24 protein-coding genes and 2 tRNA genes are annotated in these 26,096 nt (G+C 70.5%); 12 read left to right on the top strand and 14 right to left on the bottom strand.

Translation table 11 applies throughout. The features are described 5' to 3' along the window. Window positions 1–4 precede the first annotated feature (4 nt). Together ACIRVF_RS21890 and ACIRVF_RS21885 are read right to left on the bottom strand one after the other, a co-directional pair. Window positions 5–505 carry a DUF6879 family protein gene (locus tag ACIRVF_RS21890; RefSeq protein WP_402820118.1) on the bottom strand — a complete coding sequence of 167 codons (501 nt, stop codon included), beginning with the start codon at window positions 503–505 and terminating at the stop codon, window positions 5–7. Next, entirely contained in the window at window positions 474–752 is a 279-nt protein-coding gene (locus tag ACIRVF_RS21885) for a hypothetical protein (RefSeq protein ID WP_402820115.1), read from the bottom strand. Before ACIRVF_RS21885 ends, ACIRVF_RS21890 begins: the two co-directional genes overlap by 32 nt. A gap of 572 nt (window positions 753–1,324) precedes the next feature. Here ACIRVF_RS21885 and ACIRVF_RS21880 point away from each other — a divergent pair. Together ACIRVF_RS21880 and ACIRVF_RS21875 are read left to right on the top strand one after the other, a co-directional pair. Beyond that, window positions 1,325–2,788: an ASCH domain-containing protein gene (locus tag ACIRVF_RS21880; protein WP_402820112.1), complete on the top strand. Its 1,464-nt coding sequence runs from the start codon at window positions 1,325–1,327 to the stop codon at window positions 2,786–2,788. Further along, entirely contained in the window at window positions 2,781–3,200 is a 420-nt protein-coding gene (locus ACIRVF_RS21875; protein ID WP_402820109.1) for a low molecular weight phosphatase family protein, read from the top strand. The genes ACIRVF_RS21880 and ACIRVF_RS21875 overlap by 8 nt, the downstream gene beginning before the upstream one ends. Before the next feature lie 79 nt (window positions 3,201–3,279). Here the strand turns inward: ACIRVF_RS21875 and ACIRVF_RS21870 are convergent, their stop codons facing one another. From ACIRVF_RS21870 to ACIRVF_RS21845, 6 genes are all read right to left on the bottom strand, one after another. Next, window positions 3,280–4,635 carry a DUF3987 domain-containing protein gene (locus ACIRVF_RS21870; RefSeq protein WP_402820106.1) on the bottom strand — a complete coding sequence of 452 codons (1,356 nt, stop codon included), beginning with the start codon at window positions 4,633–4,635 and terminating at the stop codon, window positions 3,280–3,282. A gap of 72 nt (window positions 4,636–4,707) precedes the next feature. Then, entirely contained in the window at window positions 4,708–5,421 is a 714-nt protein-coding gene (locus tag ACIRVF_RS21865; protein WP_402820103.1) for a histone-like nucleoid-structuring protein Lsr2, read from the bottom strand. Window positions 5,422–5,911: 490 nt separating this feature from the next. Then, window positions 5,912–6,823 (bottom strand): hypothetical protein, encoded by a 912-nt coding sequence (locus ACIRVF_RS21860; protein ID WP_402820100.1) that lies wholly within the window; start codon window positions 6,821–6,823, stop codon window positions 5,912–5,914. A 47-nt stretch (window positions 6,824–6,870) separates the two neighbouring features. Then, on the bottom strand, window positions 6,871–7,137 hold the full coding sequence (locus ACIRVF_RS21855) for a helix-turn-helix domain-containing protein (RefSeq protein WP_402820097.1): 267 nt from the start codon (window positions 7,135–7,137) through the stop codon (window positions 6,871–6,873). 410 nt (window positions 7,138–7,547) lie between these two features. Next, window positions 7,548–8,081, bottom strand: coding sequence for a hypothetical protein (locus ACIRVF_RS21850; protein WP_402820094.1), 534 nt, complete (start codon window positions 8,079–8,081; stop codon window positions 7,548–7,550). Between the two features lie 91 nt (window positions 8,082–8,172). Further along, entirely contained in the window at window positions 8,173–9,843 is a 1,671-nt protein-coding gene (locus ACIRVF_RS21845) for a recombinase family protein (protein WP_402820091.1), read from the bottom strand. Between ACIRVF_RS21845 and ACIRVF_RS21840 the strand changes: the two genes are divergently transcribed. Beyond that, on the top strand, window positions 9,842–9,967 hold the full coding sequence (locus ACIRVF_RS21840) for a hypothetical protein (protein WP_402820088.1): 126 nt from the start codon (window positions 9,842–9,844) through the stop codon (window positions 9,965–9,967). The two genes, ACIRVF_RS21845 and ACIRVF_RS21840, sit on opposite strands and share 2 nt — an antisense overlap. A gap of 3 nt (window positions 9,968–9,970) precedes the next feature. Here ACIRVF_RS21840 and ACIRVF_RS21835 read toward each other — a convergent pair whose 3' ends face one another. Beyond that, window positions 9,971–10,273 (bottom strand): hypothetical protein, encoded by a 303-nt coding sequence (locus ACIRVF_RS21835; protein WP_402820085.1) that lies wholly within the window; start codon window positions 10,271–10,273, stop codon window positions 9,971–9,973. Between the two features lie 247 nt (window positions 10,274–10,520). Between ACIRVF_RS21835 and ACIRVF_RS21830 the strand changes: the two genes are divergently transcribed. From ACIRVF_RS21830 to ACIRVF_RS21820, 3 genes are all read left to right on the top strand, one after another. Beyond that, window positions 10,521–10,877 carry a hypothetical protein gene (locus tag ACIRVF_RS21830; protein ID WP_402820082.1) on the top strand — a complete coding sequence of 119 codons (357 nt, stop codon included), beginning with the start codon at window positions 10,521–10,523 and terminating at the stop codon, window positions 10,875–10,877. 124 nt (window positions 10,878–11,001) lie between these two features. Beyond that, window positions 11,002–11,559 (top strand): bifunctional DNA primase/polymerase, encoded by a 558-nt coding sequence (locus ACIRVF_RS21825; protein WP_402820079.1) that lies wholly within the window; start codon window positions 11,002–11,004, stop codon window positions 11,557–11,559. A 68-nt stretch (window positions 11,560–11,627) separates the two neighbouring features. Next, a tRNA-Lys gene (locus ACIRVF_RS21820) sits at window positions 11,628–11,701 on the top strand. Window positions 11,702–11,835: 134 nt separating this feature from the next. Here ACIRVF_RS21820 and pgi read toward each other — a convergent pair. Next, on the bottom strand, window positions 11,836–13,497 hold the full coding sequence (gene pgi, locus ACIRVF_RS21815; RefSeq protein ID WP_402820077.1) for a glucose-6-phosphate isomerase: 1,662 nt from the start codon (window positions 13,495–13,497) through the stop codon (window positions 11,836–11,838). A gap of 259 nt (window positions 13,498–13,756) precedes the next feature. Next, window positions 13,757–15,340, bottom strand: coding sequence for a Na+/H+ antiporter (locus tag ACIRVF_RS21810; protein ID WP_402820074.1), 1,584 nt, complete (start codon window positions 15,338–15,340; stop codon window positions 13,757–13,759). A 309-nt stretch (window positions 15,341–15,649) separates the two neighbouring features. On the opposite strand from ACIRVF_RS21810, the gene ACIRVF_RS21805 reads away from it, so the two are divergent. The 4 genes from ACIRVF_RS21805 to ACIRVF_RS21790 all read left to right on the top strand — a co-directional run bounded on the left by ACIRVF_RS21805 (window position 15,650) and on the right by ACIRVF_RS21790 (window position 18,432). Then, window positions 15,650–16,558 (top strand): NADP-dependent oxidoreductase, encoded by a 909-nt coding sequence (locus ACIRVF_RS21805; RefSeq protein ID WP_402820071.1) that lies wholly within the window; start codon window positions 15,650–15,652, stop codon window positions 16,556–16,558. 69 nt (window positions 16,559–16,627) lie between these two features. After that, window positions 16,628–16,701: transfer RNA gene (locus ACIRVF_RS21800), tRNA-Lys, on the top strand. A 130-nt stretch (window positions 16,702–16,831) separates the two neighbouring features. Then, complete coding sequence (locus ACIRVF_RS21795; protein ID WP_402820245.1) at window positions 16,832–17,803, top strand: GlxA family transcriptional regulator; 972 nt, start codon at window positions 16,832–16,834, stop codon at window positions 17,801–17,803. Then, window positions 17,803–18,432 (top strand): DJ-1/PfpI family protein, encoded by a 630-nt coding sequence (locus ACIRVF_RS21790; protein WP_402820068.1) that lies wholly within the window; start codon window positions 17,803–17,805, stop codon window positions 18,430–18,432. The genes ACIRVF_RS21795 and ACIRVF_RS21790 overlap by 1 nt, the downstream gene beginning before the upstream one ends. Here ACIRVF_RS21790 and ACIRVF_RS21785 read toward each other — a convergent pair. Both ACIRVF_RS21785 and ACIRVF_RS21780 read right to left on the bottom strand, forming a co-directional pair. Beyond that, window positions 18,423–19,619, bottom strand: coding sequence for an MFS transporter (locus ACIRVF_RS21785; RefSeq protein ID WP_402820065.1), 1,197 nt, complete (start codon window positions 19,617–19,619; stop codon window positions 18,423–18,425). The genes ACIRVF_RS21790 and ACIRVF_RS21785 overlap by 10 nt on opposite strands. Window positions 19,620–19,680: 61 nt before the next feature. Next, window positions 19,681–21,363 (bottom strand): chitinase, encoded by a 1,683-nt coding sequence (locus ACIRVF_RS21780; RefSeq protein WP_402820062.1) that lies wholly within the window; start codon window positions 21,361–21,363, stop codon window positions 19,681–19,683. Window positions 21,364–21,565: 202 nt separating this feature from the next. Between ACIRVF_RS21780 and ACIRVF_RS21775 the strand changes: the two genes are divergently transcribed. Then, window positions 21,566–24,793 carry a S41 family peptidase gene (locus tag ACIRVF_RS21775; RefSeq protein WP_402820059.1) on the top strand — a complete coding sequence of 1,076 codons (3,228 nt, stop codon included), beginning with the start codon at window positions 21,566–21,568 and terminating at the stop codon, window positions 24,791–24,793. A 76-nt stretch (window positions 24,794–24,869) separates the two neighbouring features. Here the strand turns inward: ACIRVF_RS21775 and ACIRVF_RS21770 are convergent, their stop codons facing one another. Beyond that, the gene (locus ACIRVF_RS21770; RefSeq protein WP_402820056.1) at window positions 24,870–25,085 is read right to left on the bottom strand and encodes a hypothetical protein; all 216 of its coding nucleotides are present in this window, start codon (window positions 25,083–25,085) and stop codon (window positions 24,870–24,872) included. Window positions 25,086–25,311: 226 nt separating this feature from the next. Here ACIRVF_RS21770 and ACIRVF_RS21765 point away from each other — a divergent pair, with 226 nt between their 5' ends. Next, a complete protein-coding gene (locus ACIRVF_RS21765; RefSeq protein ID WP_402820053.1) occupies window positions 25,312–26,091 on the top strand; it encodes a phosphoribosyl-dephospho-CoA transferase MdcG domain-containing protein in 780 nt (259 codons plus the stop codon). The last annotated feature ends 5 nt before the right edge of the window (window positions 26,092–26,096 follow it).

The raw sequence follows: 26,096 nt of genomic DNA, 5'->3' as shown, positions 1-26,096 counted from the left end.
GTCGTTACGGCTTGTACTCACCGTTGGGGACGCCGAGCGACCATGCTTGCTCGAACGCCTCGTTGCAGAACCGGACCACGTCCGGATCGGTTGAGAGCTGGATGTCAGTCTGTTGGTTGTCTCCTCCGATGAGGTTGAAGACCACCAGGTCATCCCGGATCAGGCAGTCGTTCCCCGGCAAGGGCAGCGCCGACACGAGCGGGCGCGGAAGCCACCGAAGACGTTCTGCGGGGTCAGCCAACTCGACCGCCATCCGCTGGTAGTCCGAAAGGGGTTCGGAGACGACCCGCACACGCCGGTAGGGGAATCCTGCAGCCGCCTTCCCGGTCAGGAACGCGCGGTGCCCACGCATCGTCTCCTCGACCGTCCCACGGTCGCCTGAGCGCCATGCCTCGAACAACGGGCGGTCCACCTCATAGAAGTCCCGTAGCTCAAGCTTCCGGACCTCTTGGGCGGGCTCACCGAACAGCAGCTCAATTCGGCGCGGTGCCGAGATCAATTCCATATCGCTCCCTGACGTACTTCCGAACGAACACATCCATGGTCCGCCCCGACATCTCCCCGAACGTCTCGTCATCGGCAAGGGCGACGAGCTGATCCCGAACCCTCGGCCCGCGCTTCTTGAGCTGCACGATCCATGAGTCACGATCGGTCTCATAGAACGTCTCGCACTCGACGCCGCCCTGAGAGTTGGGGTCCGTGCAGAAGAACGTAGCGGTCAAGTCGTCTTCGTCGCTGCTGTGTTGCCGCATGTTGCTCCTCCCATGATCCGGCCGCATGTCACCTCCGACCTTCGCCCTCTTACTACCCCAAGGTCAAGCGTTCGACAGTACCGAAGCTCACTCAGACGGGTTCCAGCAACTATGAGCAACTTCGTTGAGTGCTACTGGTCTTGGTTCGTACGGTCTACCCCACGTCCCTACGCGTCGGAGAAGGAGAGGGAGCCAGTATGTCCGCTGCCGTGAAGTCTGCCGGATCGCATCGGAGTAGAGAGCGGGCCAGTCCGCAGAAGATGGCCGCGCTCCTGAAGGAGTACCGGGTGGCACAGTCGGAGTCCCGGCCGGTGCGGTACCCGCTGCCGCCGGGGTGCAGGTGCCCCCGGTGTCGCACCGGGAGCACCGGTGGATGACGCGGTCGCCCTTCCCGCGCCGACCGAAGAGGGCGAGTCCTCGTCGCCCGCCGAGCCGCCCCACACCCCGGAAACGCCAGACCCCGTGAGCGCCGTTGTGGAGCGGCTCAGGGCCCAGCATGCCGAGCGCATGCGCCACCGACACCAGCACTGAACCGGCCGTCAACCGGTTCATGAGCAGAGCGGAGGCACCACTTGAACACCATCGACCTTCTCCGGTCGCCGAACACCGTGCTGGCCAACGCCGTTGACGACGCACTGGACGTGCTCCGGCCCCGCCTCCAGGACGCCGGAACGGAACGGATCGAGTTCACCGTCGGGACGCAGCTCAACGGCCGTCCACACATCGGCACGCACCTGGTGCAAAGCCTGTCGTTCCTGGTCGCTGAGCGGGCCCGCGACGAGTTCGGGGTCGATACGGCCGTGGACTTCGTGGCGCTGGACAACGCCCCGGCGGAGACCATCACCGATGGCGGCCGGATGTACCAGCTCACCTATCACCACCAGCTCGGAGACGACGGCATCCGCGCCCTGGTGACCGAGTACTACGCCCCTCTCCTGGACGCGATGACCAGCCGCACAGGCGTGGAGTACAGGGTCAGCAGCTACACCGACCAGCAGGCGAGCCCGGAGTTCCGGGCCGAGTTCCTGCGAACGCTGGAGTTCCTGGATCAGATCCGGTTCTGGCTGGCTCCGGCCAACGGCACCGCTCACATCCGGCTGCCGTGTCCGGCGTGCGGGTGGGCTCAGAAGTACGCCGACCACACGCGGCTGTTGGAGCTGGACGATTCGGGGGCGCTGTTCGAAGCGATGTGCCACGAGCACGGCCGTTACGAGGCTGACGTCACGCCGCTCGGCGGCGGGTACCTGGACCTCTCCACCTTGTACCGCAACGTGGTCAAGGAACGCTCCTACCGCCCCGACGACGGCACGTTGCACGTGATGGTGAAGGGCGGCGACTGGGCGTTCGGCTGCCAACTGGTGGACGGCGCTCACGTCGCGATCGGGGCGCCGGCCGCTCCGGTGCCGCTGCGCGTCTTCACCCCTCAGATCCTCGGCAACGACGGCGGGAAGCTCTCCAAGAGCCTCCTGCGCGCCTCTGCCGACGCCGGAGACGCGACGGGAGGCAGCACCGCGGAATGGCTGCTCGACCCGGCCGCCTGGCCCGGCACACAAGCGGACTACGTCGAAGCGCTGACGGGTGCCGGTGAGCTGATGCTCAGCAGCCCGAGGCACTTCTTCCGGTCCTACACCACGACCGCATTGGAAGCCCTGATGACCACCCGCCAGCCTGCCAGGAACCAATCCCAGGCGCATGGCCGTCCCCGCAACATCCAGATCTACAAGGAGTACTTCGACCTGATCGCCGACGGCTCCAAGACCGTCGAAGTCCGGGTCGCCTACGCCTCGATGAAGCGAATCAGGGTCGGGGACCTGCTCAACTTCACCTGTCGCGGTGAGGAGTGCCTGACCAAGGTGACCCGCATCGGCACGTACAGGACCTTCAAGGAGATGTTCGGCACCGAGGACGTGAAGGCGGTCAACCCGCACGCGACCGAAGCCGAGCAGTTGCGGGCGATCCACGCGATCTTCCCGCCGGAGAAGGAAGCCCTCGGCGTGATCACGTTCGAGATCGAGCGAGTGAACCCCGGTGAGTAGGCGCAGGCGGGTCCTGGTGGTCTGCAAGGGGAACCACTGCCGTTCCCCGATCGCCGCCCTGATCATCGCGGAGCGGTCCGGGGGCGCGCTGGACGTGCGCTCGGCGGGCACCCGCGACTGGCACGTGGGCAAGCCCGCGCACCCGCTGATGATCGAGGCCGCTTCCGCCTTCGGCTACGACCTGACCGGCCACCGGGGCCGGTTCCTGGACGAGGGGCTGCTCAGGTGGGCTGATGACGTGGTCGCGGTTGACGACGAAACGGCGCTCGCGGTCGAAGCCATCGTCGGCCCGGACCGACCGGTGAGAATCCTCGGTTCGGGCATCACCGACCCGTGGGGCGGCGGTCCCGAGGCCTTCGCCGCTGCCGTCCTGGAGATCCAGGAAGCCACGGCCTTGTTCTACGCGGTCTAACCGCCGTCCCCAGCATCTGAGTAAACGAAAGAACCGCCCCGGCCGAGCAGGCCGGGGCGGTTTGCTTTGCTTCGAGCGTTCAGAGCAGCGCCAGGAACGGGTTCCCGGATGCGACCGGCTGAGGGCGGGGGGCGGGAGCAGGCATGGGAGTCGGGGGCGTGGTCTTGGCCGGGCGGTAGGTGTCCATGCGGACGACCGTGGCCGGGCGTTCGTCACGCTGGGTTCGCGGCCGGCTGAGCGGAGCGTGACCGGCGTCCTCCTCGGCAAGGGTGTAGACCGTGGCCGGGCGGCCGAGGCCGGAGCGGTCGAGAGTGACCTTCACCCCGGGCAGTGCCTTGACCTCATCGGCGGAGGCACCCACGTAGGGCAGCAGTTCGGAGGACTTCGCCTTGCCCCCGTGCATCTCGATCCGGGCCCGGACCTTCTCCGCCAGCGTCGGCACCCGGCGGGCGGGTTTGGCCGTTCCCGCCGCGCCGCCGGTGATGCTCACCGCGCAGCGGACGCTGTAGCGCACGAGGGAGAAGGCGGCGGACAGACAGGCGTGGTCGATCACCTCAGACTGTTCCGAGGCAGCCAGGCAGGCCGCTACCCGGATGGTTTGTTCGGCCGTCCGCTCGACGTACACAGCCTGTGCCTCAGGAAGGTTCTCCGACACGATCCGGGCATACCGCCTCACGGTCTTCCAGAGCGGCCGGGCGTCCTCTCCGAGGCTGATCACGCGCCTAGCATCGGCGGCCCAGTAGTAGGCCTGAGTGAGATCCCAGCCGTTCACGTCCGGCAGGGTCGCGCCGTCGTCATCCAGCATCGGTACGGACGCCAGAGCAAAGGGCATGATCCGGTTGTAGCTGCCTCCGGCCGCTTCGGTCGGGCCGATGTACTTGGTCCAGTCGGAGGGGGTGATGTGCGCGTGGAAGACGACCGCCGGGTCTTCGACGCTCTGAGCCTCGGCCTTGGTCGTGTTCCGGATCGGAGCGCCGTCCCATGCACTCCGAAGCTTGGCGGTGAACGAGGTGTCCCGGCGAACTCGCCTCAGGACCTCCGACCATTCTTCTTCGATCACCAGGGCCCGGACGTCACGTCCGGCCTCGGTCTCCTCCGTGGCCTCCACCTGCTCAGCAAGGTAGTTGACCAGAGATGCACCGGACGTGATGCCGGAGGTGGTGTGCGTCTCCAGGAAGCGGCCAAGGGCAGGCTTCATGATGTGCTGCGCCGACCGGAGCGCAGTGCCCTTACCCTTGCCAGTGCCTCCAATCAACGCACTCCACACGAGTGCCGGACGGGCGTTGCCCCGGCTGGACACCTTCACCGTCTGGCCGATGGCCGCAGACCACATGCTCAGAGCGGCTACGTAGATACCGACCGGATCGCACTCGACGTACGGGCTGACCTTCTCAACGGCCCGACCGATGGGCCCGTACAGGGTGATGGTGCTCAACTTCTCTTCTCCTGAGACTGGTTGGGATCGGGTGGCCGGGCCGACCCCGGCCACCCAGGTTCATACCGCCGGTCACGCCGCTTGGCGGGTAGCGCGCTGGTAGGCCTCGACCACGGAAACAGGTATGCGCCCCTTGGACCGGACGGTCACCCCGTTGGCCGCAGCCCACTCGCGGATGGCCTGAGCCGCCTTGGCCTTGTCCTCCCGGACGGCCTGAGCGTCCTTCCTCACCGGTTCGGGAAGCGGGTCACCGCCCTTGAACCGTCCGGCGCACACGGCATCTCGGAAGGCACCCGGCTTGGTCGCATCGAAGCACGGGATGCTGAACTCAACTGCGTCTTGCAGCTTCTTAGTTGCCCGCTCCGCACCCTCACCGCAGATGATCAGAACGGTGTTGGCGTCCGCCCTTCCGACCACTTCGTAGCCCATGCGGCGGACGGCTTCCCGCGCGTCGTCCCACTCGTACCCGGGAATCTCGCCGGACACCATCACCGTGGGACGGACCTCCGGCTCAGCCTCGGTCACGTCGTCTTCGGTGTCGTCCTGGTCGTAATGCTCGGCCTCCGCCACGGGCGGCTCAGCAGCAACCGGCACGGTCGCAGCCTCACCAGGAACGCCCAGCGCATCCATTAGGTACCGAGTGAAGACAACGCTGTGCTCCAAGCACAGATCCCATGCGTGACCACCAATGGCCAGAGACTCGGTGGCCTCTTCCTCACTGCCATCACGGGCAATGTGGGCATCACAGAACGTCTTCTCAACGGGCACCAAGACAGTCGTGCGCATGGCTTTTTTCGTTCCTTAGTGGAGAGAGTGCCAGTGGTTCAGCCGGAGCGTCGCTTCTTACGGCTGCCATTCCCGCCCACCGGCCCGACCGGCGAACGTCTCCATCCTCCCACTAAAAACCCCGGAGAAGCCCCGTCATGCATCACGGATGCATTTCTTCTATGTAACTGAACGGTAAATACATATGGGGGTAATGCCTTATTCGAAAGAGATAGGACCCACCGGGGGTGCCGTCCTTCGACCGTGTACGGGTTTTGAATCTTCCGGCCGGCCAGCCCCGACAGGGGCAGATTGAGGGCAACTGTGGAATTTACAGGCCACACAGGGCTTCCGAGGGTCGGAAATAGCCCGGATACCCGTCCCCATGTGTGATCTGTACCTCAAATAAGGCTGGGATGTCCGGAATGAAGTTGCTGGACACATACTGTGCCGGTTCTCAAAGCAAAAAAGCGGGCCCCCGCCGAGAAGGCGAGGGCCCGAAAGGAGTAGATCAGGAAGTAGGCCACTCGACGGCGGCCTTGACGATTCCCTTGCTTGGAAGACTCTCGTCAAAGGTGTGGTCCGGCTTCTGCACGTCATGGCCTGGATAGCGGACGATCTTCCCGCCGTACAGATGCAACGTGTCCACATAGTCCGCCCGATAGTGCTCGCTCTGGCCGCTCCTAAAACCGGTGAACTGGGACGCGAATGTAGCGAAGTCCGGGTGCCCGGCAATAATGTCGGCGCCCGCAGGCATGGCCGTGGTGGACAGCACCGTGAACCCTGCCAGGCGAGCCACCACACCGTTGGCGGTGACGCCCGCATCCCCATAGGCCGCAGCGTTGGCAATGGCCGGATGCTCGATCAGGTACCGCTTCACCTTAGGCGAGACGACCACGTAACGGCCGTCAGGAACGTCGTTCTGATCCAGCGCAAGCATCATGTCCAGGATGGCGCCGTAGAGGCCCTGAGCGACGCTTCCAGGGGCCGCCTTTACGTTCGGCAGCGCGGTAGCCCCGGCCGAGACGATCCCTCCCATGAAAGTGTCGGCTGCACGGGCGAGAGAGCGGATCATCTGCTGATTGATCGGCGACGCCATGTCGCCGATCGCCTGCACGTGCTCCGCGTTCTCGATCAAAAGCTGAAGATATTTGCCCTCGGTAATGTAGAGATTTTGGTCAACCATTTCTGGGCGCTGAGCAGTCATGCCATCTGGGAGCTTGTAATCCCCGATGGACGGGCGAACGAGCGAGTTGATGTGGACCACATCGCCAGCCTTCGCGATGGTCCCCTCGTACTTGTTGTTCGAGACAATGGGAGATGCCCACACGAGAAGTGGATCGAACTGGACGAGAAGTTCGGCATCCCAAACCTCTGGCACGAAGGTGTGGGATGCCGGGGCCTGATAGGCGAAAACAGTCAAAGGAATCTCCTCAATTAGTGATGCGTCGAGACGGGGAAGCTCTCGGCCTAGGCCGCGCTGGCGATGTCCTCACGCAGTAGCCCAGCCACGGCTTCGGCCTTACGTCGCTCCTCGGTGTTCTCGTCCTTGATGAGAGACAGCAGCGGAGTGCAGAGGTGGCGACTAGCGATGACGAGCATGCGGAGGCTCGGACAGGTCTCGCCGGACTCCCACCGGCGAATAGTCGATGCCGCAATGACCATCTCATCGGCCAGGTCCTCAACAGACAGGCCCAGAACGATTCGGCGGGCAGTGAAAAAGTGACGATCAAACATGATGACCTCCGATCATCTCGTGCACTCATGCACGGTGATAGGCAACAAAAAAGCCCGGCCACGCAGGCCGGGAGTGACAGTGAGAAGAAACGATTCTCTAGATGCGAGGAGAGATTAGGAGCCCTGACCTCCAAGATGAGAAAGCCAGGGTCGATGCCTGAGCCCGCGCGCCAGACCCACCCGGGTTCAGCCCTCTAAAGCTCAGTTGAAAAAACTTCTTCTCTACTGAAGATGTATGTGTCAAACAGCCCCACTCTCGGACAGTGGGGCCAGAGGAGAGATCTAAGTCACAAGAGACTCTAGAAAGGCCGCCCCTTGAAGGCGGCCCTACTGGAGTAGCTACTAGAAGTTCCTGGGCCTCGCTCACTCGGCCCAGGCAAGAACCCCACTGTTAAGAAGGGCCGTGGTAGTCAGCCTTGGAGTTGAGCGGCCGAGGTATCAGTTTCGTTAAACCGCGGCTGCTCTCGGAGACCCCGGGCCCAGTCTGCAAAACTGAAGGCCGAACCGTCCCGGCTGACGTTGTCCGCCTCGTTCTCTGCCTTTCGCGCCTGCTCTGGCGTCGGGTGCAGCCAGTCGTTGGCCTCGCCGTCCCATGGGATGTTGTGGCCGTGGGTCGCACACTCCTCCCGCTTCCGCCGGGACGGCGCGTCCATGCTGGCCACCGTGTTGGGCACCAGCAGGCACCGAGCCGAGGCAGACGGGGCGAGCAGTCCGGCGTCCTTGAGGGCCGTCAAGGCCTGCGAGTACCGGCCTGCGGTGTACGGCCGGCCATCCTCCCGAGTCAAGATCAGTTGCAGCTCACCAGAGCCCAGTGGGGCGTGCCCACCCCGTTGCATGCGGTCCATCGCTAGGAGGAAGAGCTTGAGGTGGAGCTGAAGCCCCGGATCACCGATGGCCGGGTTTCGACGCTTGGGTCGGTAGAGCTTGGCGAAGTGGTAGCTCATCAATCTCCTAACTAACTCTGGGAAATGAAAAGCCCCCGAGTCGCCTCGGGGGCTGATGCTATGAAGTTATGGGATCGCGCGCGGCCTACTCTCAGTTGGTACTGCTCTCAGGTGCGCCCTCTATGCCCTTGATCTCCGAATCAAGAATCTCGCCGAAGATCTTCAGGGCTGCCAGATCCCAACTCTGCTGGTCAGTTGGCTCGATCGCTGGTCCGTCTCCCGTGTTGGCCTTCAACGCGATGTCCTTCGGCGGGATGACGTACACGGCAGCACCCTGATCCTTCTTCTTCGGGTGACCCCACACAAAGATCCTGAATCCGGCCTGCCGGAGGAAGGGTCCGCGTTCCTTCCAGCCATCCATTCGAGCCCACTTGGCAGCGTAGGTCTGTCCGGTCCCGCGCACCTCCCACCGGCCCGGGACAAAAGGTTCGGCCCTGAGGGTTTCGAGGGTAGCCGCGTGGCGCTCCATGGTCTTGGTGACGGTCTCGATGACAACCGGCGACGTAGCCAGAGCGATGGAGTTGGAGAGGTTTTCAATAGCACCCTCCAGTTCCTTGATCTGCCTCCGGTTGTCCTTTCCCGGCACATATATCCGCTCTGTTATCTCCTCCCCGCCAACTGTGGTCAGGAAGCCGTGCTCCGCGACGCTGTAGAGGAAGCTCTGCGGCCACGAGACCGAGAACGGGCAAGGCGTCCCGTTGGACCACGAGGAGCAGCGGAAGTACTCGTGCCGCTTCGGCTCACCGCTGGCCAGCGTGGTGTTCGAGCTGTTCTCGTACATCTTCTTGCCGCACGGGCAGAAGAAGACTCCTGCCGCTGGGGAAGCATTCGACTTGATCCCGGCCCGGAACTTGCCCAGCTCCGTGACCGTCGCCTGCAACTGGTCGAACTCCTCATCGGTCAGGATCGGATCGGCCCACCGGACCGGGATGCCATCCCTCAGCAGCGGCTCGCCCTTGTGCATCGCGATCCCCTTCAGCACCGGCTTCTTCAGGAGCTTGCTCAAGGTCGAGGTGAGCCACTTCGACCCCTTGATCTCGTACTTCACGCCGGCCTTGCCCTCAGCGGCGTTCACGCTCCGCTGGTGGTCCTGGGAGGTCAGGACCCCACGGCTGTTCCAATCGCTGCACAGTCGCCCCATGGTCCAGCCCTCCCCCACGATCCGCTCGTAGGCCTCCCGGACGAGAGGACCGGTGACGGGGTCGATGATGAGCTTGAAGCGCTGGCGGCCGTTGTGCTCCGCCAGGACCGCGCGGTAGCCGAACGGCCATGTCCCGCCGCCCCAAAGGGATTCGTCACGGTAGTACCGAGTCTGGTCCCGGCGCTTCTGCACGATGGCTTCCCTGTACTCCTGAGCCTGGGTGGCCTTGATGTAGGCGATCATCCGGCCGTTGCCGGGCCTGATGTCCAGTGAGGGGTCATCCAAGCAAATGATGTCCTTCCCGCCCTGGTAGCACTTGTCCGCGAACAGCTCCCAGTGGGTCTGGTTGCGGGTGATGCGGTCGAGCGAGGTCACCATGATGGCGTCCCACTCGTACCAGAGCGGTTCACGCATCCACTTCCCGAGGTTCGGCCGGTCCTCCGGGCTGATGGCACCCGAGACGAACGAGTCCTCTACTTCCCCGGCGGAGACGTACCTACCTGCCGTCATGGCGGCGCCCTGAGCCTCGGCCTGGCGGACCAGGGCAGAGCTGTCCTCGGAGTCCCGGCTGATGCGGCGCATCCTCAGGACCCGCGTGCCCGGGTGCGGCTGGTGTGGCATGTCGTTCTCTCCCTGGTCTCCTGCCCTCGACGCTATCACCATGGTCAAGCTGTTTTCCGAGGGCTGGGAGGCCAACCACCAGGTCCTCCAGCACCTGAGCGGCCACCGGGTGCACCTGCGCTAGCGGTCAGTCCTCGGTCTCGCACACCGCATAGGCGACCACGGACCCGTGCTCGGCCTGGGCGCTCCACCCGGTCGCGTCGGCGGTCGGCCCGCTGGCGCGCACCGGTCCGCTCGCGTCGGGCTGGAGCCGGTAGCCGCCGCCGGTCAGGTGGGTGCCGGCCGGGCAGGTCGCGGTCGAGACGCCGCCCGGGCCGCTCGGCGTCCCGGTGACGACCTTGGCGGTCTCGGCGGCGGAGGCCGGCGCGGCCGCGGCCGTCGAGGTCAGGACAGCGGCGGCCAGCAGGAGGCCGGTGGACAGTGCGCGCATGGAGGTGCTCCCGGTTCGGTGAGGACTGACGGACGACTGCTGCACCCGGCACAACCGCTTCGCATGCGACCGGGAAGCGCGGCGCCCGGAGCACTCCTCGGGCGCGCGCCGGGGAATAGCGCCCGCACGCGCACCGTTCCGCTACCGGCCGCCGCCGCGAGACAATGGACGACGGCCACAACCGGGCGGTGCGGCCCGGAGCAGCCCGCCCGCCTTCCCTCACCCGAGACCCCGGAGGTGTCCGTCCATGCCCGACTCCCCCGCCGAGACGCCCGAGCCCACCAGGCGCCAGCGCCCCGCGCAGCTCCTGTTCGAGCCGCAGTCCGCCGAACCGGAGCCGGAACGATTCTTCGACCTGGAGTCGATCGACGACCCGGCGGAGCTGCTGCGCCGTTCCACCGAACTGGCCCTGGCCTTCCGGGCCGCCGCCGAGCGGGCCACCGACTTCCAGGCCGTCGCCGCCGCCCAGCTCGCGGACCCGCGCCGGTTCGACGCGCTCTCGAACACCGAGATCGCCGAGCGGGCGGAGTGGACCCCGGACTACGCCGCCAAGATGGTCGAGTACGGTCGCGGCCTGCTCCAGCCGCGCCGTCACGAGGACTGACCCCGCCGCGGGGACCGGCCCCTGGCATATGCCAGCGGCGGAGGGTACGCGATCGCCCGCCGCCCTGTCCGGCGAACCCCGCTTTCCGCCCCACCGGGACGGCACACGGCGCAGGCTGCTGGACGTGGACATCTGGACGCAACAGTCGGTGGAGTACGTCTCCGTGGCCGGAGAGGCCTGGCTCGCCTCCGCGAGCGAGTACCCGCGCAGCATGCGCGCCCTCTGGGAGGCCCGGCCGTGGGCACCCTCGGTACTGCCCTGCGGGCGGGCCTTCGACGTGATCAGCATGCCGTCGCTGTTCGGCCGCCGGGTGCTGGACGAACTGTGGGCCTCCGGCCCCGGCTGCGGCCCCGTCGCGGGCTACCTGGGCCGCACCCTGCTGTTCGTCCAGCCCGGCGCGGCGCCCCGGCTGCGCCGGCTGCTGGCCTGGGAGGAGTGGGCCCGGGCCGTGCCGCCGCTGCTCTGCCACGGCCGCGGCGACGCGGTGACGGTGCCGCCGCTGCAGCGGATGGTGCACGGCCCGGACTCCCCCGGTCGGGGCTCGGGCCGCTGGATCGTCGCCCCGGAGGAACGCGACCCCTGGCTGCCCGGGGCCTCGGTGGTGCTCTGGGCCTGCGTGCGGGCGGCGCGCGAGCCCGGCGCGGGCGTCCCGGCCGAGCCGGTCGTCGTGACGGGCGGGTGAACGGGGGGCTACCGGTATTCGATTTTGGCTCGGACGCGGGCCGCTGCTAGAGTCTTCTCTGTCAGCAGGCGCCGCTAGCTCAGTTGGTTAGAGCAGCTGACTCTTAATCAGCGGGTCCGGGGTTCGAGTCCCTGGCGGCGCACAGACAGCCGGAAGGCCCTTCGCGAGAGCGGAGGGCCTTCCGGCGTTTCGCCCGAATGCGTCCGGACTCGTCCGACCGCGTTCGCGTCCGGAACGGACCGGGCCGCCCGCCGGAGCGAACGGCCCGGTCGGCGCTCAGCGGCCGCGCAGCGAGCGGTAGCGGGCGACCAGCTCGGCGGTGGAGCTGTCCAGCTGCTCGCCGCCCTCGCCGGTGAGCAGCACCGGCTCGATCCGCTTGGCGAGCACCTTGCCCAGCTCGACGCCCCACTGGTCGAAGGAGTCGATGTTCCAGACCGCGCCCTGGACGAACACCTTGTGCTCGTACAGCGCGACCAGCTGGCCCAGCACCGAGGGGGTGAGCTCGGCGGCCAGGATGGTGGTGGTCGGGTGGTTGCCCTTGAAGGTCTTGTGCGGGACGAGCTCGGCCGGCACGCCCTCGGCGGCGACCTCCTCCGGGGTCTTGCCGAAGGCCAGTGCCTGGGTCTGGGCGAAGAAGTTGGCCAGCAGCAGGTCGTGCTGGGCGACCAGGCCGGGGAGCAGGTCGGCGACCGGCTTGGCGAAGCCGATGAAGTCGGCCGGGATCACCTTGGTGCCCTGGTGCAGCAGCTGGTAGTAGGCGTGCTGGCCGTTGGTGCCGGGGGTGCCCCAGACCACCGGGCCGGTCTGCCAGCCGACCGGGGTGCCGTCGCGGGTCACCGACTTGCCGTTGGACTCCATGTCCAGCTGCTGGAGGTAGGCGGTGAACTTGGACAGGTAGTGCGAGTAGGGCAGCACCGCGTGCGCCTGGGCGTCGAAGAACGCGCCGTACCAGACGCCCAGCAGGCCGAGCAGCAGCGGGACGTTCCGCTCCGGAGGGGCGGTGCGGAAGTGCTCGTCGACCAGGTGGAAGCCGTCCAGCATCTCGCGGAAGGCGTCCGGGCCGATGGCGATCATCAGCGAGAGACCGATCGCCGAGTCGTAGGAGTAGCGGCCGCCGACCCAGTCCCAGAACTCGAACATGTTGGCGGTGTCGATGCCGAAGTCCTTCACGCCCTGGGCGTTGGTGGACAGCGCGACGAAGTGCTTGGCCACCGCCTCGGTGCCGGCGCCCAGGCCGTCGAGCAGCCAGGACCGCGCGGAGATCGCATTGGTGATGGTCTCGATGGTGGTGAAGGTCTTCGAGGCGACGATGAACAGCGTCTCGGCCGGGTCGAGGTCGCGGACCGCCTCGTGCAGGTCGGCGCCGTCCACGTTGGACACGAAGCGGACGTCCAGGTCGCGCTTGGTGTACGGGCGGAGCACCTCGTAGGCCATCGCCGGGCCGAGGTCCGAGCCGCCGATGCCGATGTTGACCACGGTGCGGATCGGCTTGCCGGTGTGGCCCTTCCACTCGCCGCTGCGGACCCGGTCGGCGAAGGCGGCCATCTTGTCCAGGACCGCGTGCACGCCAGGGACGACGTTGACGCCGTCGACCTCGATCACGGCGTCGCGCGGGGCGCGCAGCGCGGTGTGCAGGACGGCGCGCCGCTCGGTGATGTTGATCTTCTCGCCGCGGAACATGGCGTCCCGCAGCTCGGCGACGCCGGTGGCGGCGGCGAGGTCGCGCAGCAGCTCCAGCGTCTCGTCGGTGACCAGGTGCTTGGCGTAGTCCACGTACAGGTCGCCGACCTGCAGGGTGTGGGTGCGGCCGCGCTCGGGGTCGGCGGCGAACAGCTCGCGCAGGTGGGTCTCGCCCAGCTCGGCCCGGTGCTTGGCCAGCGCGGCCCACTGCGGGGTGCGGTCGAGCGGGGTGCGGGCGTCGGCGCGGGTCTCCGACATCGGTGGGTCCTCGATTCATCTGGGTGCAGAAACCGGCAGGGCCAGGCGTGAGGCCGGTCATCATCGAGCGGCTTCGCGAGGTCGTGGCGGTACTGGTGGTGCGCCGACTCCGTTGACGGCCTGCCCGGGTTCAGCCTATGCAACCCCGGAGGGGGTCGCGCACATTCCGAGCGGCGCGCGCGGACTGCCCGTCACTTCCGCCTGGTCGTCACTCCGGCGTTTCCGCCGCTTCCGGCTGCCCGTCACTTCGTCGTTCCCGTCACTTCCGTTCCGAGCGCAGGTCCAGCCCGCGCAGCACCTGGTCGACCAGTTCCGGGTCGGCGCCGAGTTCGCTGCGGGCGGTGAGCATCTCGCGCCGGGAGGCGGCGATCATCTCCTGCTCGACCTCCGCCGCGGTCCGCCACTGGGCGAGCCGCTGCTTCGCCTCGGCGGCCTCCTCCTCGGCGTAGTTCTCCGGGCAGAGCCGGGCCAGCCGGTCGTGCTGACGGTCCCGCAGGCGGTCGGCGACCTCGGCGGGCAGCCGGTCCTGTTCCTCCAGTTCGCCGAGCCGCTTGAGCCCGGCCTTGGCGGCCCGCCACCAGAGTTCGCGCAGGGCCTGCTCGTGCCGGTCCTGGTCGATGTCCAGCTGGAGGCGCTTGGCCAGCCAGGGCAGGGTCAGGCCCTGGACCAGCAGGGTGAACAGCACCACGCTGAAGGCGATGAAGACCAGCCGGCCGCGCTCCGGGAAGTCCGCGCCGGAGTGCAGGGTGAGCGGGACGGCGAGGGCCAGGGCGACGGTGGCCACGCCGCGCATGCCGGACCACCAGAGGATCACGCTCTCCTTCCAGCTGAACGGGGTGTCCTCTTCGTCGTCCTTGCGCAGCTTCTTCGAGAGCCAGCCGGCCGGCAGCAGCCAGAGCAGCCGGACCAGCACCACGACCGCGATGACCACGGCGGCGTCGCCGAGGAAGCCGGTCCAGCCGCGGCCGGCCTCCTTGAGCACGGTGGCCAGCTCCAGGCCGATCAGGCCGAAGGCGACGCCGGTGATCAGGATCTCGACCACCTCCCAGAAGGCGTTGCCGACCAGCCGGTAGGAGACGGCGTCGGCGTCGGCGGCCCGCTCGGCGAGGTACAGCGCGCAGATCACCACCGCGAGCACGCCGGAGCCGTGGATCTCCTCGGCGAGGGTGTAGGCGGCGAAGGGCAACAGCAGGTTGAGCGCCACCTGCTGGGTCGGGTCGTCCAGGCGTTCGGCGAGCCGGGCGTTCACCCATCCGAGCCCGACGCCGACGACCACGGCGAGCACCGCGGACAGCACGAAGCGCAGGGCGGCGTCGCCGACCGAGAAGTCGCCGCTGAACATCGCCTCGATGGCCAGCGAGTAGATGACGATCGCGGTGACGTCGTTGAACAGGCCCTCGCTCTCCAGGATCGCCACCAGCCGCCGGGGCAGCCCGATGCTGCCGGCCACCGCGACGGCGGCCACCGGGTCGGGCGGGGAGACCAGCGCGCCGACCGCGATCGCGGCAGCCAGCGGCAGCGCGGGCAGCAGCCAGTGCACGGTGGCTGCCACGGCGATCGTGGTGACCACCACCAGGGCGACGGCCAGCAGCAGGATCGAGCGGGCGTTGGCCTTGAAGTAGCGGACGGAGGAACGCCGGGCGACGGCGAAGATCAGCGGCGGCAGGACCAGCGGGAGGATCAGCTCGGGATCGATCTTGACGTCCGGGATCTGCGGGACGAGCGCCATGACGATGCCGAGCAGGGTCATCAGGACCGGTTGCGGCACGCCTGTCCTGCGGGCGAGTGGCATGGTCACCACGGAGGCGAGCAGCACCAGGAAGAACAGGGGCAGCTGGCCCACGGGGAGGTTCCTCTCGACGGCGGATCGGCGGCGGATCGAGGGCGGATCGACGGCGGTTCGACGGCGGAGCCGGCGGTGGACCGGCGACGGTCGGCTGAGCGCCGCCCAGGATAAATCTGACAATGCGCCCATAGGTGAAGACACGCCGAACGGGCGCTTGACCTCAAGCGCACTTCAGGTTCGAGGATCGGGAGCGTTCGAACGGCCGGTGCGGCGGTGCGGCGAGGCGGCGATGCCGCTCAACGGCGATACCGCGAGCCGGCGACACCGCGAGCCGACGAGACGGCGGAGCAGCGAGAGGAGCACCCCATGAAGGCGGTCACCGTACCGAGGCCCGGCGGTCCGGAGGTCCTGCGGGTCACCGAGGTGCCGGACCCCGAGCCCGGCCCGGGCGAGGTCCGGGTGCGGGTGTACGCCGCCGGGGTGCAGCCGGTGGACCTCGCGATCCGGGAGGGCTTCCGTCCGCCGGGGGTGGCGGCCGAGCCGCCGTTCGTCCTCGGCAACGAGTTCGCCGGGGTGGTGGACCGGCTCGGGCCGGGTGTCGACGCGTGGCGGGTCGGCGACGAGGTGCTGGGCTTCCGGGTGCTGGGGTGCCAGGCCGAGCTGGTCACGGTGGACGTCGCCCAGCTGGTGGCCAAGCCCGCCGGGATGCCCTGGGAGCAGGCCGGCGCGCTCTCCGCCTCCGGCCAGACCGCCCACGTGGCGCTCACCCTGCTCGGGGTCGGCCCCGGCGACACCGTGCTGGTGCACGGCGCCGCCGGCGGGGTCGGCACCGTCGCCGTCCAGCTCGCCCGGGCCTGGGGCGCCACCGTGATCGGCACCGCGAGCGAGCGCAACCACGGCTACCTGCGGGAGCTGGGCGCCGTCCCGGTCACGTACGGCGAGGGCCTGGTCGAGCGGGTCCGGGCGGTCGCCCCGCAGGGAGTGGACGCGGCCTTCGACGCGGCCGGGCGGGGCGCCCTGGCGGCCTCCGTCGAACTGGTCGCCGACCGGGACCGGATCGGCACCGTGGTCGACTACCCGGAGGCCGAGCGGCTGGGCGTCCGGGGGCTGCGGGGGCCGCGCACGGCCGGGCGGCTGGCCGAGCTGGTGCGGCTGTGGGAGTCGGGCGGGCTGCGGCTGGAGGTCGCCGAGGCGCTGCCGCTGGAGAAGGCCGAGGAGGCGCACCGACTGGTCGGGACCGGTCACGTCCGGGGCAAGGTGGTGCTCACCGCCTGAGCCCGCCGGGGCCGCCTGGCCGATTGTGTGTTTCGGCCGCTGACCAGGTAATGTTCTCCACGTCAGCAGGCGCCGCTAGCTCAGTTGGTTAGAGCAGCTGACTCTTAATCAGCGGGTCCGGGGTTCGAGTCCCTGGCGGCGCACAGACAGCCGAGAGGCCCTTCGCGAGAGCGAGGGGCCTCTCGGCGTTCCGGCGTTCCCCCGTCACGCGGTGGCAGAAAAGGTGGGAAACAGGTCATTGCTGCCACCCCGGCCCGCTGACAGGCTGACCGCATAAGAGCGCGCAGCGTGGTCGTCGTCCTCTACGACGGCGTGCAGAGCCTGGACGTCACCGGCCCGGTGGAGGTGTTCGCGGGGGCGGGCGCGGCCGCCCGGCAGCCGGGCGCGTACGAGGTGACCACGGCCTCGCCCGGCGGCCGGCCGGTGCGAAGCTGCAGCGGGCTGCGGCTGTTGCCGGACGCGGACCTGGCCGGGGTCGGCCCGGTGCACACCCTGCTGGTTCCCGGCGGGGTGCCGTCGGAGGACCGGGAGGACGTCCTGGTCCGACGGATCCGGGAGCTGGCCGACGGGGCCGAGCGGGTGGTGTCGGTGTGCACCGGGGCCTTCCTGCTCGCCGAGGCCGGACTGCTGTCCGGCCGTCGGGTGACCACCCACTGGGCGTTCTGCGAGGAGCTGGCCCGGCGGTTCCCGGACGTGACCGTCGACCCGGATCCGATCCACGTCCGGGACGGGAACGTCGCCACCTCGGCCGGGGTCACCGCCGGGATCGACCTGGCGCTGGCCCTGGTCGAGGAGGACTTCGGCCGGGAGGCCGCGCTGCTGATCGCCCGTCACCTGGTGGTCTTCCTGCGCCGGCCGGGCAACCAGGCCCAGTTCAGCACCCAGCTGGCCGCCCAGGTGGCGGCCCGGCAGCCGCTGCGCGAGGTCCAGCGGTGGATCGCCGAGCACCCGGAGGCCGACCTGTCGGTCGAGGCGCTGGCCCACCGGTCGGCGCTGTCGCCGCGGCACTTCGCCCGGGCCTTCGCCGCCGAGGTGGGGGTGCCCCCGGGCCGGTACGTGGACGGGGTCCGGCTGGAGGCCGCCCGGCGGCTGCTGGAGGACACCGACGACGGCATCGAGGAGATCGCCCGCTCCTGCGGCTACGGCACCCCGGAGGCGATGCGGCGCGCCTTCGTCCGGTCCCTGGCCGCCCCGCCCGCCGAGTACCGACGCCGCTTCCGTTCCGCACCCGCTGGAGGTCACTGATGCGCATCGCCGTCCTGCTCTACCCCGACTTCACCACCCTGGACGCGGTCGGCCCGTACGAGGTGCTGTCCCGGATCCCCGGCGCCGAGGTGGTGTTCACCGCCGCCGGGCGCGGGCCGGTCCGCAACGACCTGACCAGCCTGGCGATCACCGCGGACGCTGCCCTCGACGAGGTGGACTCGGCCGATCTGCTGCTGGTGCCCGGCGGGCCCGGCACCGGGGCGCAGCTGAGCGACGGGGCGGTGCTCGACTGGGTGCGCCGGATCGACGCGACCACCACCTGGACCACCTCCGTCTGCTCCGGCTCGCTGCTGCTGGGCGCCGCCGGACTGCTCAAGGGCCGCCGGGCCACCAGCCACTGGGGCGTGCTGGACCAGCTGCCCCGGTTCGGCGCCGAGCCGACCGGCACCGAGCGGATCGTGGTCGACGGCAAGTACGCCACCGCGGCCGGGGTCTCGGCCGGGATCGATCTCGCGCTGACGCTGACCGGCCTGATCGCCGGGGACGAGACCGCGCAGGCGATCCAGCTGCTCATCGAGTACGACCCCCAGCCGCCGTACGCGGCCGGTTCGCTGGCGAAGGCGTCCCCGGAGGTCGTCGCGGGGGCGCACCGGCTGCTTCAGGGCTGACGGCGCACGGCCGGGAAACCGTGACGGCGGGCGGCGAGGGCCACCGCGAGGACGGGCAGCAGCAGGGCGAGCACCGTCCAGGGCAGGGCGCCGGTGCCGAGCCGGCCGAGCACCAGGCCGCCGACCAGCCCGCCGCCCGCCATCGCGGCGTTCCACAGGGTGACCAGCATCGCCTGGGCGGCGTCCGCCCGTTCGCCGCCCGCGTCGCCGACGGCGGTCTGCAGCAGGGTCGGCACGCCGCCCCAGCCCAGGCCCCAGAGCAGGGCGGCCGGGTACACCAGCGGCGCGCTGTGCGACCCGAGGCCGAGGAGGGTCGCGGTCACCGCGACCAGCAGCGCGCCGCCGATCGTCAACTGCCGCAGCCGGCGGTGGATGTGGGCGCCGACGAACCAGATGCCCGCGAGCGAGGCCAGTCCGAAGACGAGCAGCACGGAGTCGGCCGAGCCGCCGAGACCGGCCCGGTCGAGGAAGGGCGTGACGTAGGTGAACAGGATGGTGTGGGCGAGTACGAACAGCACCGTCACGGAGAGCACCGGCACCACGCCGGGGACGCCGAGCGCGCCGCGGACCGGGGCGCGCCGGCCCTCCGGCCGTCCCGGCTGCTCGGGAAGCAGGGCCGCTATCCAGCCGATCACGCCGAGCGCCAGTGCCGTCATGGCCAGGAAGGGCACCCACCAGGCGAGCACCTGGCCGAGGAAGGTGCCGATCGGCACTCCCAGGGACAGCGCCACCGGCACGCCCGCCATCGCCACCGCCATGGCCCGGCCCTGCTGCTCGGCCGGCACCAACCGGCGCGCGTACCCGGCCAGCAGCGCCCAGGCCAGGCCGGCCGCGACGCCCGCGAGGAAGCGGGCGGCCAGGGTGAGGGGGTAGCTGGTGGAGGCCGCGGTGACGGTGTTGGCCAGCGCGAAGCCGGCCATCGCGGTGAGCAGCAGCCGCTTGCGGCCCCAGCCCGCGGTGGCGGCGGTGAGCGGGATCGCGGTGGCGGCGGTGCCGATCGCGTAGGCGGTGACGGTCTGCCCGGTGGCGGACTCGCCGACGCCGAGGGCGCCGCTCATCCCGGTCAGGACGCCGGCCGGCAGCGTCTCGGTGAGCGCGGTGATGAAGACCGCGGTGGCCAGGGCGAGCAGGGCCGGGAGCGGAAAGGGCTTGCGGGGTACCGGGGTCGTGAGCCGTGTGGTCGCCATGGGGGCCATGCTCGGACCTCACACAGGTGTCAGGTTCAAGCACGGCCCCCCGGCGGCCGGGTCAGCGGCGGAAGTAGCCGTCGAAGTTCTTGGAGAACTCCCGCCCGCCGAACTGGTCCCAGTTGATCGACCAGGTCATCAGCCCGGCCAGGTTCGGCTGGGCCCCCGAACGCGGCACGTACGTCCCGCAGTTGGCCAGCCTGGTGAGGCAGTCCAGCGCCTTGTCCACCTCGGCCGGAGCGACGTAGCCGTTGCCCGCGTTGGTGGTGGCCGGCATGCCGATGGCGACCTTCGAGGCGGGCAGCGGCGGGAACACGTTGTTGGCGTTGCCCGCCACCGGGAAGCCCTTGAGCAGCAGGTCGGTCATCGCGACGTGGAAGTCGGCGCCTCCCATCGAGTGGTACTGGTTGTCCAGGCCCATGACGGAGCCGGAGTTGTAGTCCTGGACGTGCAGCAGGGTGAGGTCGTCGCGCAGCGCGTAGATGACCGGCAGGTACGCCCCGGCGCGCGGGTCCTGGCCGCCCCAGGGGCCGGATCCGTAGTACTGGTAGCCGAGTTGGACGAAGAAGGTCTCCGGCGCCATGGTCAGCACGAAGCCCGGGCCGTACTTGGCCTTGAGCGTCTTCAGCGCTGAGATCAGGTTGACGATGACCGCGCTCTTCGGGTTCTTGAAGTCGGTGTCGCCGGTGTCCAGGGACAGCGAGTGGCCCTCGAAGTCGATGTCCAGGCCGTCCAGGCCCCACTTGTCGATGATCGCCGAGACCGAGCTGACGAAGGTGTCCCGGGCGGCGGTGGTGGTCAGCTGCACCTGGCCGTTCTGGCCGCCGATCGAGATCAGCACCTTCTTGCCCTGGGCGCGCTTGGCGGCGACGGCGGCCTTGAAGTCGGCGTCGGACTCGACGGTCGGGCAGTCGGTGGCCGAGCAGCGGTTGAAGCGGATGTCGCCGGAGGTCGGGGAGGTGGGCTCGCCGAAGGAGAGGTCGATGATGTCCCAGGAGCTGGGGACGTCGGCCATCCGGGTGTATCCGGCGCCGTTGGCGAAGCCGGCGTGGAGGTAGCCGACCAGGGTGTGGTTGCCGGAGGGGGTGCCGGTCGGGGTCCCCGTGGGGGTCCCTGTCGGGGTGCCGCTGGGCGTGGAGGTCGGGGTGCCGGTCGGTGTCGGCGTGGACGTCGGGGTCGGGGTCGGGCTGGGGGCGCCCGGGCCGTCCAGCGAGACGTCGTCCGCGTAGTAGGTGCCCTGCCCGTACCAGCCATGGGTGTAGACGGTCGCACTGGTCTGGGTGGCTCCGGTGGTGAAGCTGACGCTGAGCTTCTGGTAGGCGCCGCCGGTGCCGGGGGTCCAGGTGCTCGGGCCGCCGCCGTCGACACCCAGGTAGACGTACGAGCCGTTGACCCAGGCGCTGAGCGTGTACGTGGTGCCGGGCGCGACGGCGACGGTCTGGGCGCACTGGGCGGTGTCGCCCGCGGTGGCCGCGGCGGCGAGCGCGTGGCCGCCGCCGTGCACCGGGCCGGTGACGACGCTGCCGGAGCCTCCGGAGCAGTTCCAGGGGCCGAGCGAGCCGGACTCGAAGCCGCCGTTGACCAGGAACTCCCCGGCCGAGGCGGCGGGCGCCAGGCCCAGGGTGACGCCGACCAGGGTGGCGGCGGCGACGGCGGAGGCGGTGCCGGCGGCGAGCGCGGCACGGCCGCGGGGCCGGGTCCGGAGCGCCCGGAGGCGAGGGGGCGGGTAACCGGTTCTGAGCATGTGGGTGCTCCTGCGGTGGCGTGGTCGTGGGGGACGTCCGAGGGCACGCCGGAGCACGCGCCAGTGGGGGAGGAACGGCCCGGCCTGGCACCCAAGTTGGACTAGACCACTGAAGTGGATCGGCCAGTGCGCTGTCAATGGTCCAGACCGGTTCCCGACTTCTCCGGTTGCCAGGGGTGACACCCCGTCGAAGGATGGAGGGGTGACCCCGCCCGGCTACCTCCGCCACCCCCACCTGCACGGCGGCCTGCTCACCTTCACCGCCGAGGACGACGTCTGGCTCGCCCCGCTGGACCCCGACGACGCCACCACCGGCCGGGCCTGGCGGGTCGGCTGCGACCGCACCCGGGTGAGCCACCCCCGGTTCTCCCCCGACGGCACCACCCTCGCCTGGACCAGCTGGCTCGGCCTGAACCCCGAGGTGTGGACCGCCCCGGTCGAGGGCGGCGAGGCCCGCCGGCTCAGCTACTGGGGCAGCCAGGACACCCGGGTGCGCGGCTGGCTGCCGGACGGCGAGGTGCTGGCCGTCACCTCCTACCACGAGCCCTTCGGCCACTACACCTGGGCGCACGCCCTGCCACCCGACGGCTCCCCCGGCCGCCGGATGCCCTGGGGCCCGGTCGGCGACGCCCAGATGAGCCGGCAGCGAACCGTCCTGCTCACCGGCTCCGCCCCGCACGAGCCCGCCGCCTGGAAGCGCTACCGCGGCGGTGCGATCGGCCGGCTCTGGGTGGACGGCGAACTGGTCCTGCCCGAGCACACCGGTCACCTCGCCTCGCCCATGCCGGTCGGCGACCGGGTCGCCTTCCTCTCGGACCACGAGGGCATCGGCAACGTCTACTCCTGCCGCCCCGACGGCACCGACCTGCGCCGGCACACCGACCACGCCTCCTACTACGCCCGCGAGGCCGCCACCGACGGCACCCGGATCGTCTACCAGCACGCCGGCGACCTCTGGCTGCTCGACGACCTGGACGCCCCCGCCCCGCGCCGGCTGCACGTCCCGCTCGGCGGTGCCCGGGCCGGCCGCCGCCCGTTCCAGGTCAGCGCCGCCTCGCAGGTCAAGGACCTCGCCTGCGACCGGACCGGCCGGACCGGGGTGATCACCGTGCGCGGCAGCCAGTACTGGCTCACCCACAAGGACGGCCCGGCCCGCGTGCTCGCCGACACCCCCGGCGTGCGGACCCGGTTGCCGGTGGTGCTCGGGCACACCGGCGAGGCGGCCTGGATCACCGACGCCCGGGGCGCCGACGCGATCGAGGTGATGCCGCTGCCGGGGCACGACGCCCCCTCCGAGGTCACCGGCGGCACCCGGCACCGGCACCGGGTGCTCGCCGCCGGGAAGCTCGGCCGGGTCCTGGAACTCACCGCCTCCCCCGACGGCACCCGGCTCGCCGCCGCCGCCTCGGACGGCCGGCTGCTGCTGGTCTCCGCCGACGACGGCGAGGTCCGCGAGCTCGCCGCCTCCGAGCACGGGCCCGTCGGCAGCGCCCGGTTCTCCCCGGACTCGCACTGGATCGCCTGGTCCCAGCCCGCCGCGGGACGATCGCTGCGCCGGATCCGGCTCACCCGCACGGACGCGCCCGCACCGATCACCGACGTCACCGACGGCCGCTTCGAGGACGAGCAGCCGGTGTTCACCCGGGACGGCCGCTACCTGGCCTTCCTGTCCTGGCGCGGCTTCGACCCGGTCCACGACGTGCACACCGGCGACCTGTCCTTCCCGGTCGGCTGCCGCCCGTACCTCGTCCCGCTCACCGCCGACACGCCCTCCCCGTTCGCCGCGCCCGCAGAGGACGGCGCCCCGCGCGGGGACGGCGGCGGCGACGGCACCGTCCGGGTCGACCCCCGGGGCATCGGCGACCGGCTGCTGCAGTTCCCGGTGATCGCCTCCAAGTACTCGGCCACCGACGCGGTGCGCGGCGGACTGCTCTGGCTGCGCTGGCCGATCTCCGGCACCCTCGGGCAGACCTTCGCCAGCCCCGACGACACCTCCGGCCGCCCCTCGCTGGAGTACTTCGACCTGGCCCGGGGCAGCCGCACCACGCTGGTGGACAAGCTGGACGGCTACGCGGTCTCCGGGGACGGCGGCTCGATCGCGGTCTACTCGGCCGGCACCCTGCGGGTGATCCCGGTCGGCGCCCCCTCCGCCGGGACCGCCGTCGACCTGCGCCGGATCACCCACACCGTGCACCCGGCCGCCGAGTGGCGCCAGGCGTACCACGAGGCGGCCCGGATCGTCCGGGACCAGTTCTGGGACGAGCGGATGTCCGGCCTGGACTGGCCCGCGCTGGTCGCCCAGTACGAACCGCTGCTGGAACGGATCTGCTCACCCGACGACTTCGCCGACCTGCTGCGCGAACTCCTCGGCGAGCTCGGCACCTCGCACGCCTACGTCACCCCGTCCCGGCGCGCCGAGGGCCCCACCCTCGCCCAGCAGCCGCTCGGCCTGCTCGCCGCCAACGCCCACCGCTCCCCCGACGGCCGCTGGCTGGTCGACCGGATCCTGCCCGGCGAGTCCTCCGACCCGCGCGCCCGCGCCCCGCTCGCCGCCCAGGGCGTCCGGGACGGCGACGAACTGCTGGAGGTCGGCGGCCGCCCGGTGGACCCGGTGCGCGGACCGCTGCCGCTGCTGGCCGGCACCGGCGGTACGACCGTCGAACTGGCCCTGCGCAGCGACCCGGACGGCCCGGTGCGGCGGATCATCGTGACCCCGCTGACCGACGAGCGGGCCGTCCGCTACCAGGACTGGGTGACCAAGCGCCGTTCCCTGGTCCGGGAGTTGAGCGACGGCCGGTGCGGCTACCTGCACATCCCGGACCTCGGCGGCTCCGGCTGGGCGCAGTTCAACCGGGACCTGCGGCGCGAGCTCGACAAGCCCGCGCTGGTGCTCGACGTGCGCGGCAACGCCGGCGGCAACGTCTCCGAACTGGTTCTGGAGAAGCTCACCCGGCACGTCCTCGCCTGGGACTTCACCCGTGACCGCCAGCCCGTCCGCTGGCCCCGGCACGCGCTGCGCGGCCCCCTGGTGGCGCTCGCCGACGAGGCCACCAGCTCGGACGGCGACGTGATCATCGCGGCGATCAAGCTGCTCGGCCTCGGCCCGGTGATCGGCAACCGCACCTGGGGCGGCGTGGTCGGCATGACCGGGCGGCACACCCTGGGCGACGGCACCCAGATCTCGGTGCCGAAGAACGCCTCCTGGTTCAGCGGCGGGCTCGGCTGGTCGGTGGAGAACCGGGGCGTCGAGCCGGACGTGCACGTGCTGCGCACCCCGCAGGACTGGGCCCGGGGGCGCCATCCGGAGTTGGTCACCGCCGTCCAGCTGGCCCTGGAGCTGCTGGAGGACGTGCCGGCGGCGGCGCCCCCGCCGGAGTCCACGCCCCGGCCGGACCTGCGGCGCCCGCCGCTGCCGCCGCGGGCCGGGTGACGCGCGGGCGACGCACGGCGGGCGCCGGTCGCGGGCATCGGTCGCGGACATCGGTCCCGGAGGCCGGTCCCGGACGTCAGTCCCAGGGATCGCCCTCGGCGGTCATGTTCTCGGCGGCGCGCCGGTCGGCCTCCTCCTGGGCGCGCCGCTCCTCGGTCTGCCGGGAGCGCTCGACGTCGTCACCGAACGCGTCGGCCGCCTCGTCGTGGGCGAGGGCGGCGCGCTGGGCGGCACCGTCCCCCGTGCTCCCCTGCTGCGGCGGCCGGTGGAACAACCTGTCCATGATGCCCATGGCTCCTCCTTGTACGAACGGAATGCCCTTGCGGACGGACCGACGGAATTTCCGGGCTGCCCCCACTCTCACACCGGCCGCGCACAGCTGCACCTTGAGCCTTTGGTCCCGGTGGAAGGCGTCCAAGGACCGTGGCCGGGCGCGCCGCGCGGGCGCAGGGTGGGCCGTGAAGCGAACGCGTCGGAGGGCCGTGGTCGGGTCGCCCGACCGGCGGAAGGTGGGCGGTGTGAGGAGCTCGACCGAGGAACTGCACGACGGGCCGCGCCGGCGGGTCGGCCCGCTGGCCGCACTGGACGGGCGACTGCCCCGCGCCCATGACCTGCTGCTGATGCAGTGCCCCGGCTCGCTGCGCCCGCTGGCCGGCGGCGGGCTGCCGGACTGGGCCCGGACGGTCCTGCGGGCGCACCCGTGGGTGACGGTCGGCCGGGCGCCCTCGGTGGACGGCACCCCGGTGGACGTCCCCCGGCCGCGGCGCTGCACCCGCGACCCGGAGGCGGCGCCCGAGCACTGGATCCCGGTGACCGTCCGCGGCCCGCGCCCCGGGCAGCGGCTGGACGCCCTGGCCCCCTGGGCGGCGGTGGCCCGCACCCTGCGGCCCGAGCAGCTGGCCGAACGGCGGGCGCGGCTGGCCCCCGATCGGATCACCGACATCCCGGCGCTGGCCCTGCTCTCCGAGGCCGGCCGGCTGGTCGCGGACCACCGCCTCGTCTGGGGCCCGATCGGCGCGGTCGGCTACGAACTCGGCACCGGGATCCCGGTCGCCGGGCCGCTCAGCCCGCTGCGGCTGGTGCTGCGCGCCCCGCACCCGATCAGCCGGCGCGACGCGCTGCAGCTGCGCCGGGCACTGAGCAAGCTGCCGGTGCCGGTGCAGGCCGAGCTGGAGACCCGCTACGGCGCGGTCCAGCTGGCCGAGTACGCGGCAGGGGTGCACACCTTCACCCTGCTGACGCCGTACGGGCCCCGGGAGGTCCACGATCCGTGGTTCCCGCGGGGCCCGTACGGGTGAGCGGG

Source organism: Kitasatospora sp. NPDC101157, assembly GCF_044768255.1.
Lineage (GTDB): Bacteria > Actinomycetota > Actinomycetes > Streptomycetales > Streptomycetaceae > Kitasatospora.
Note: the sequence above shows the minus strand (reverse complement) of the source record. Positions and strands in the feature narration are given on the sequence as shown.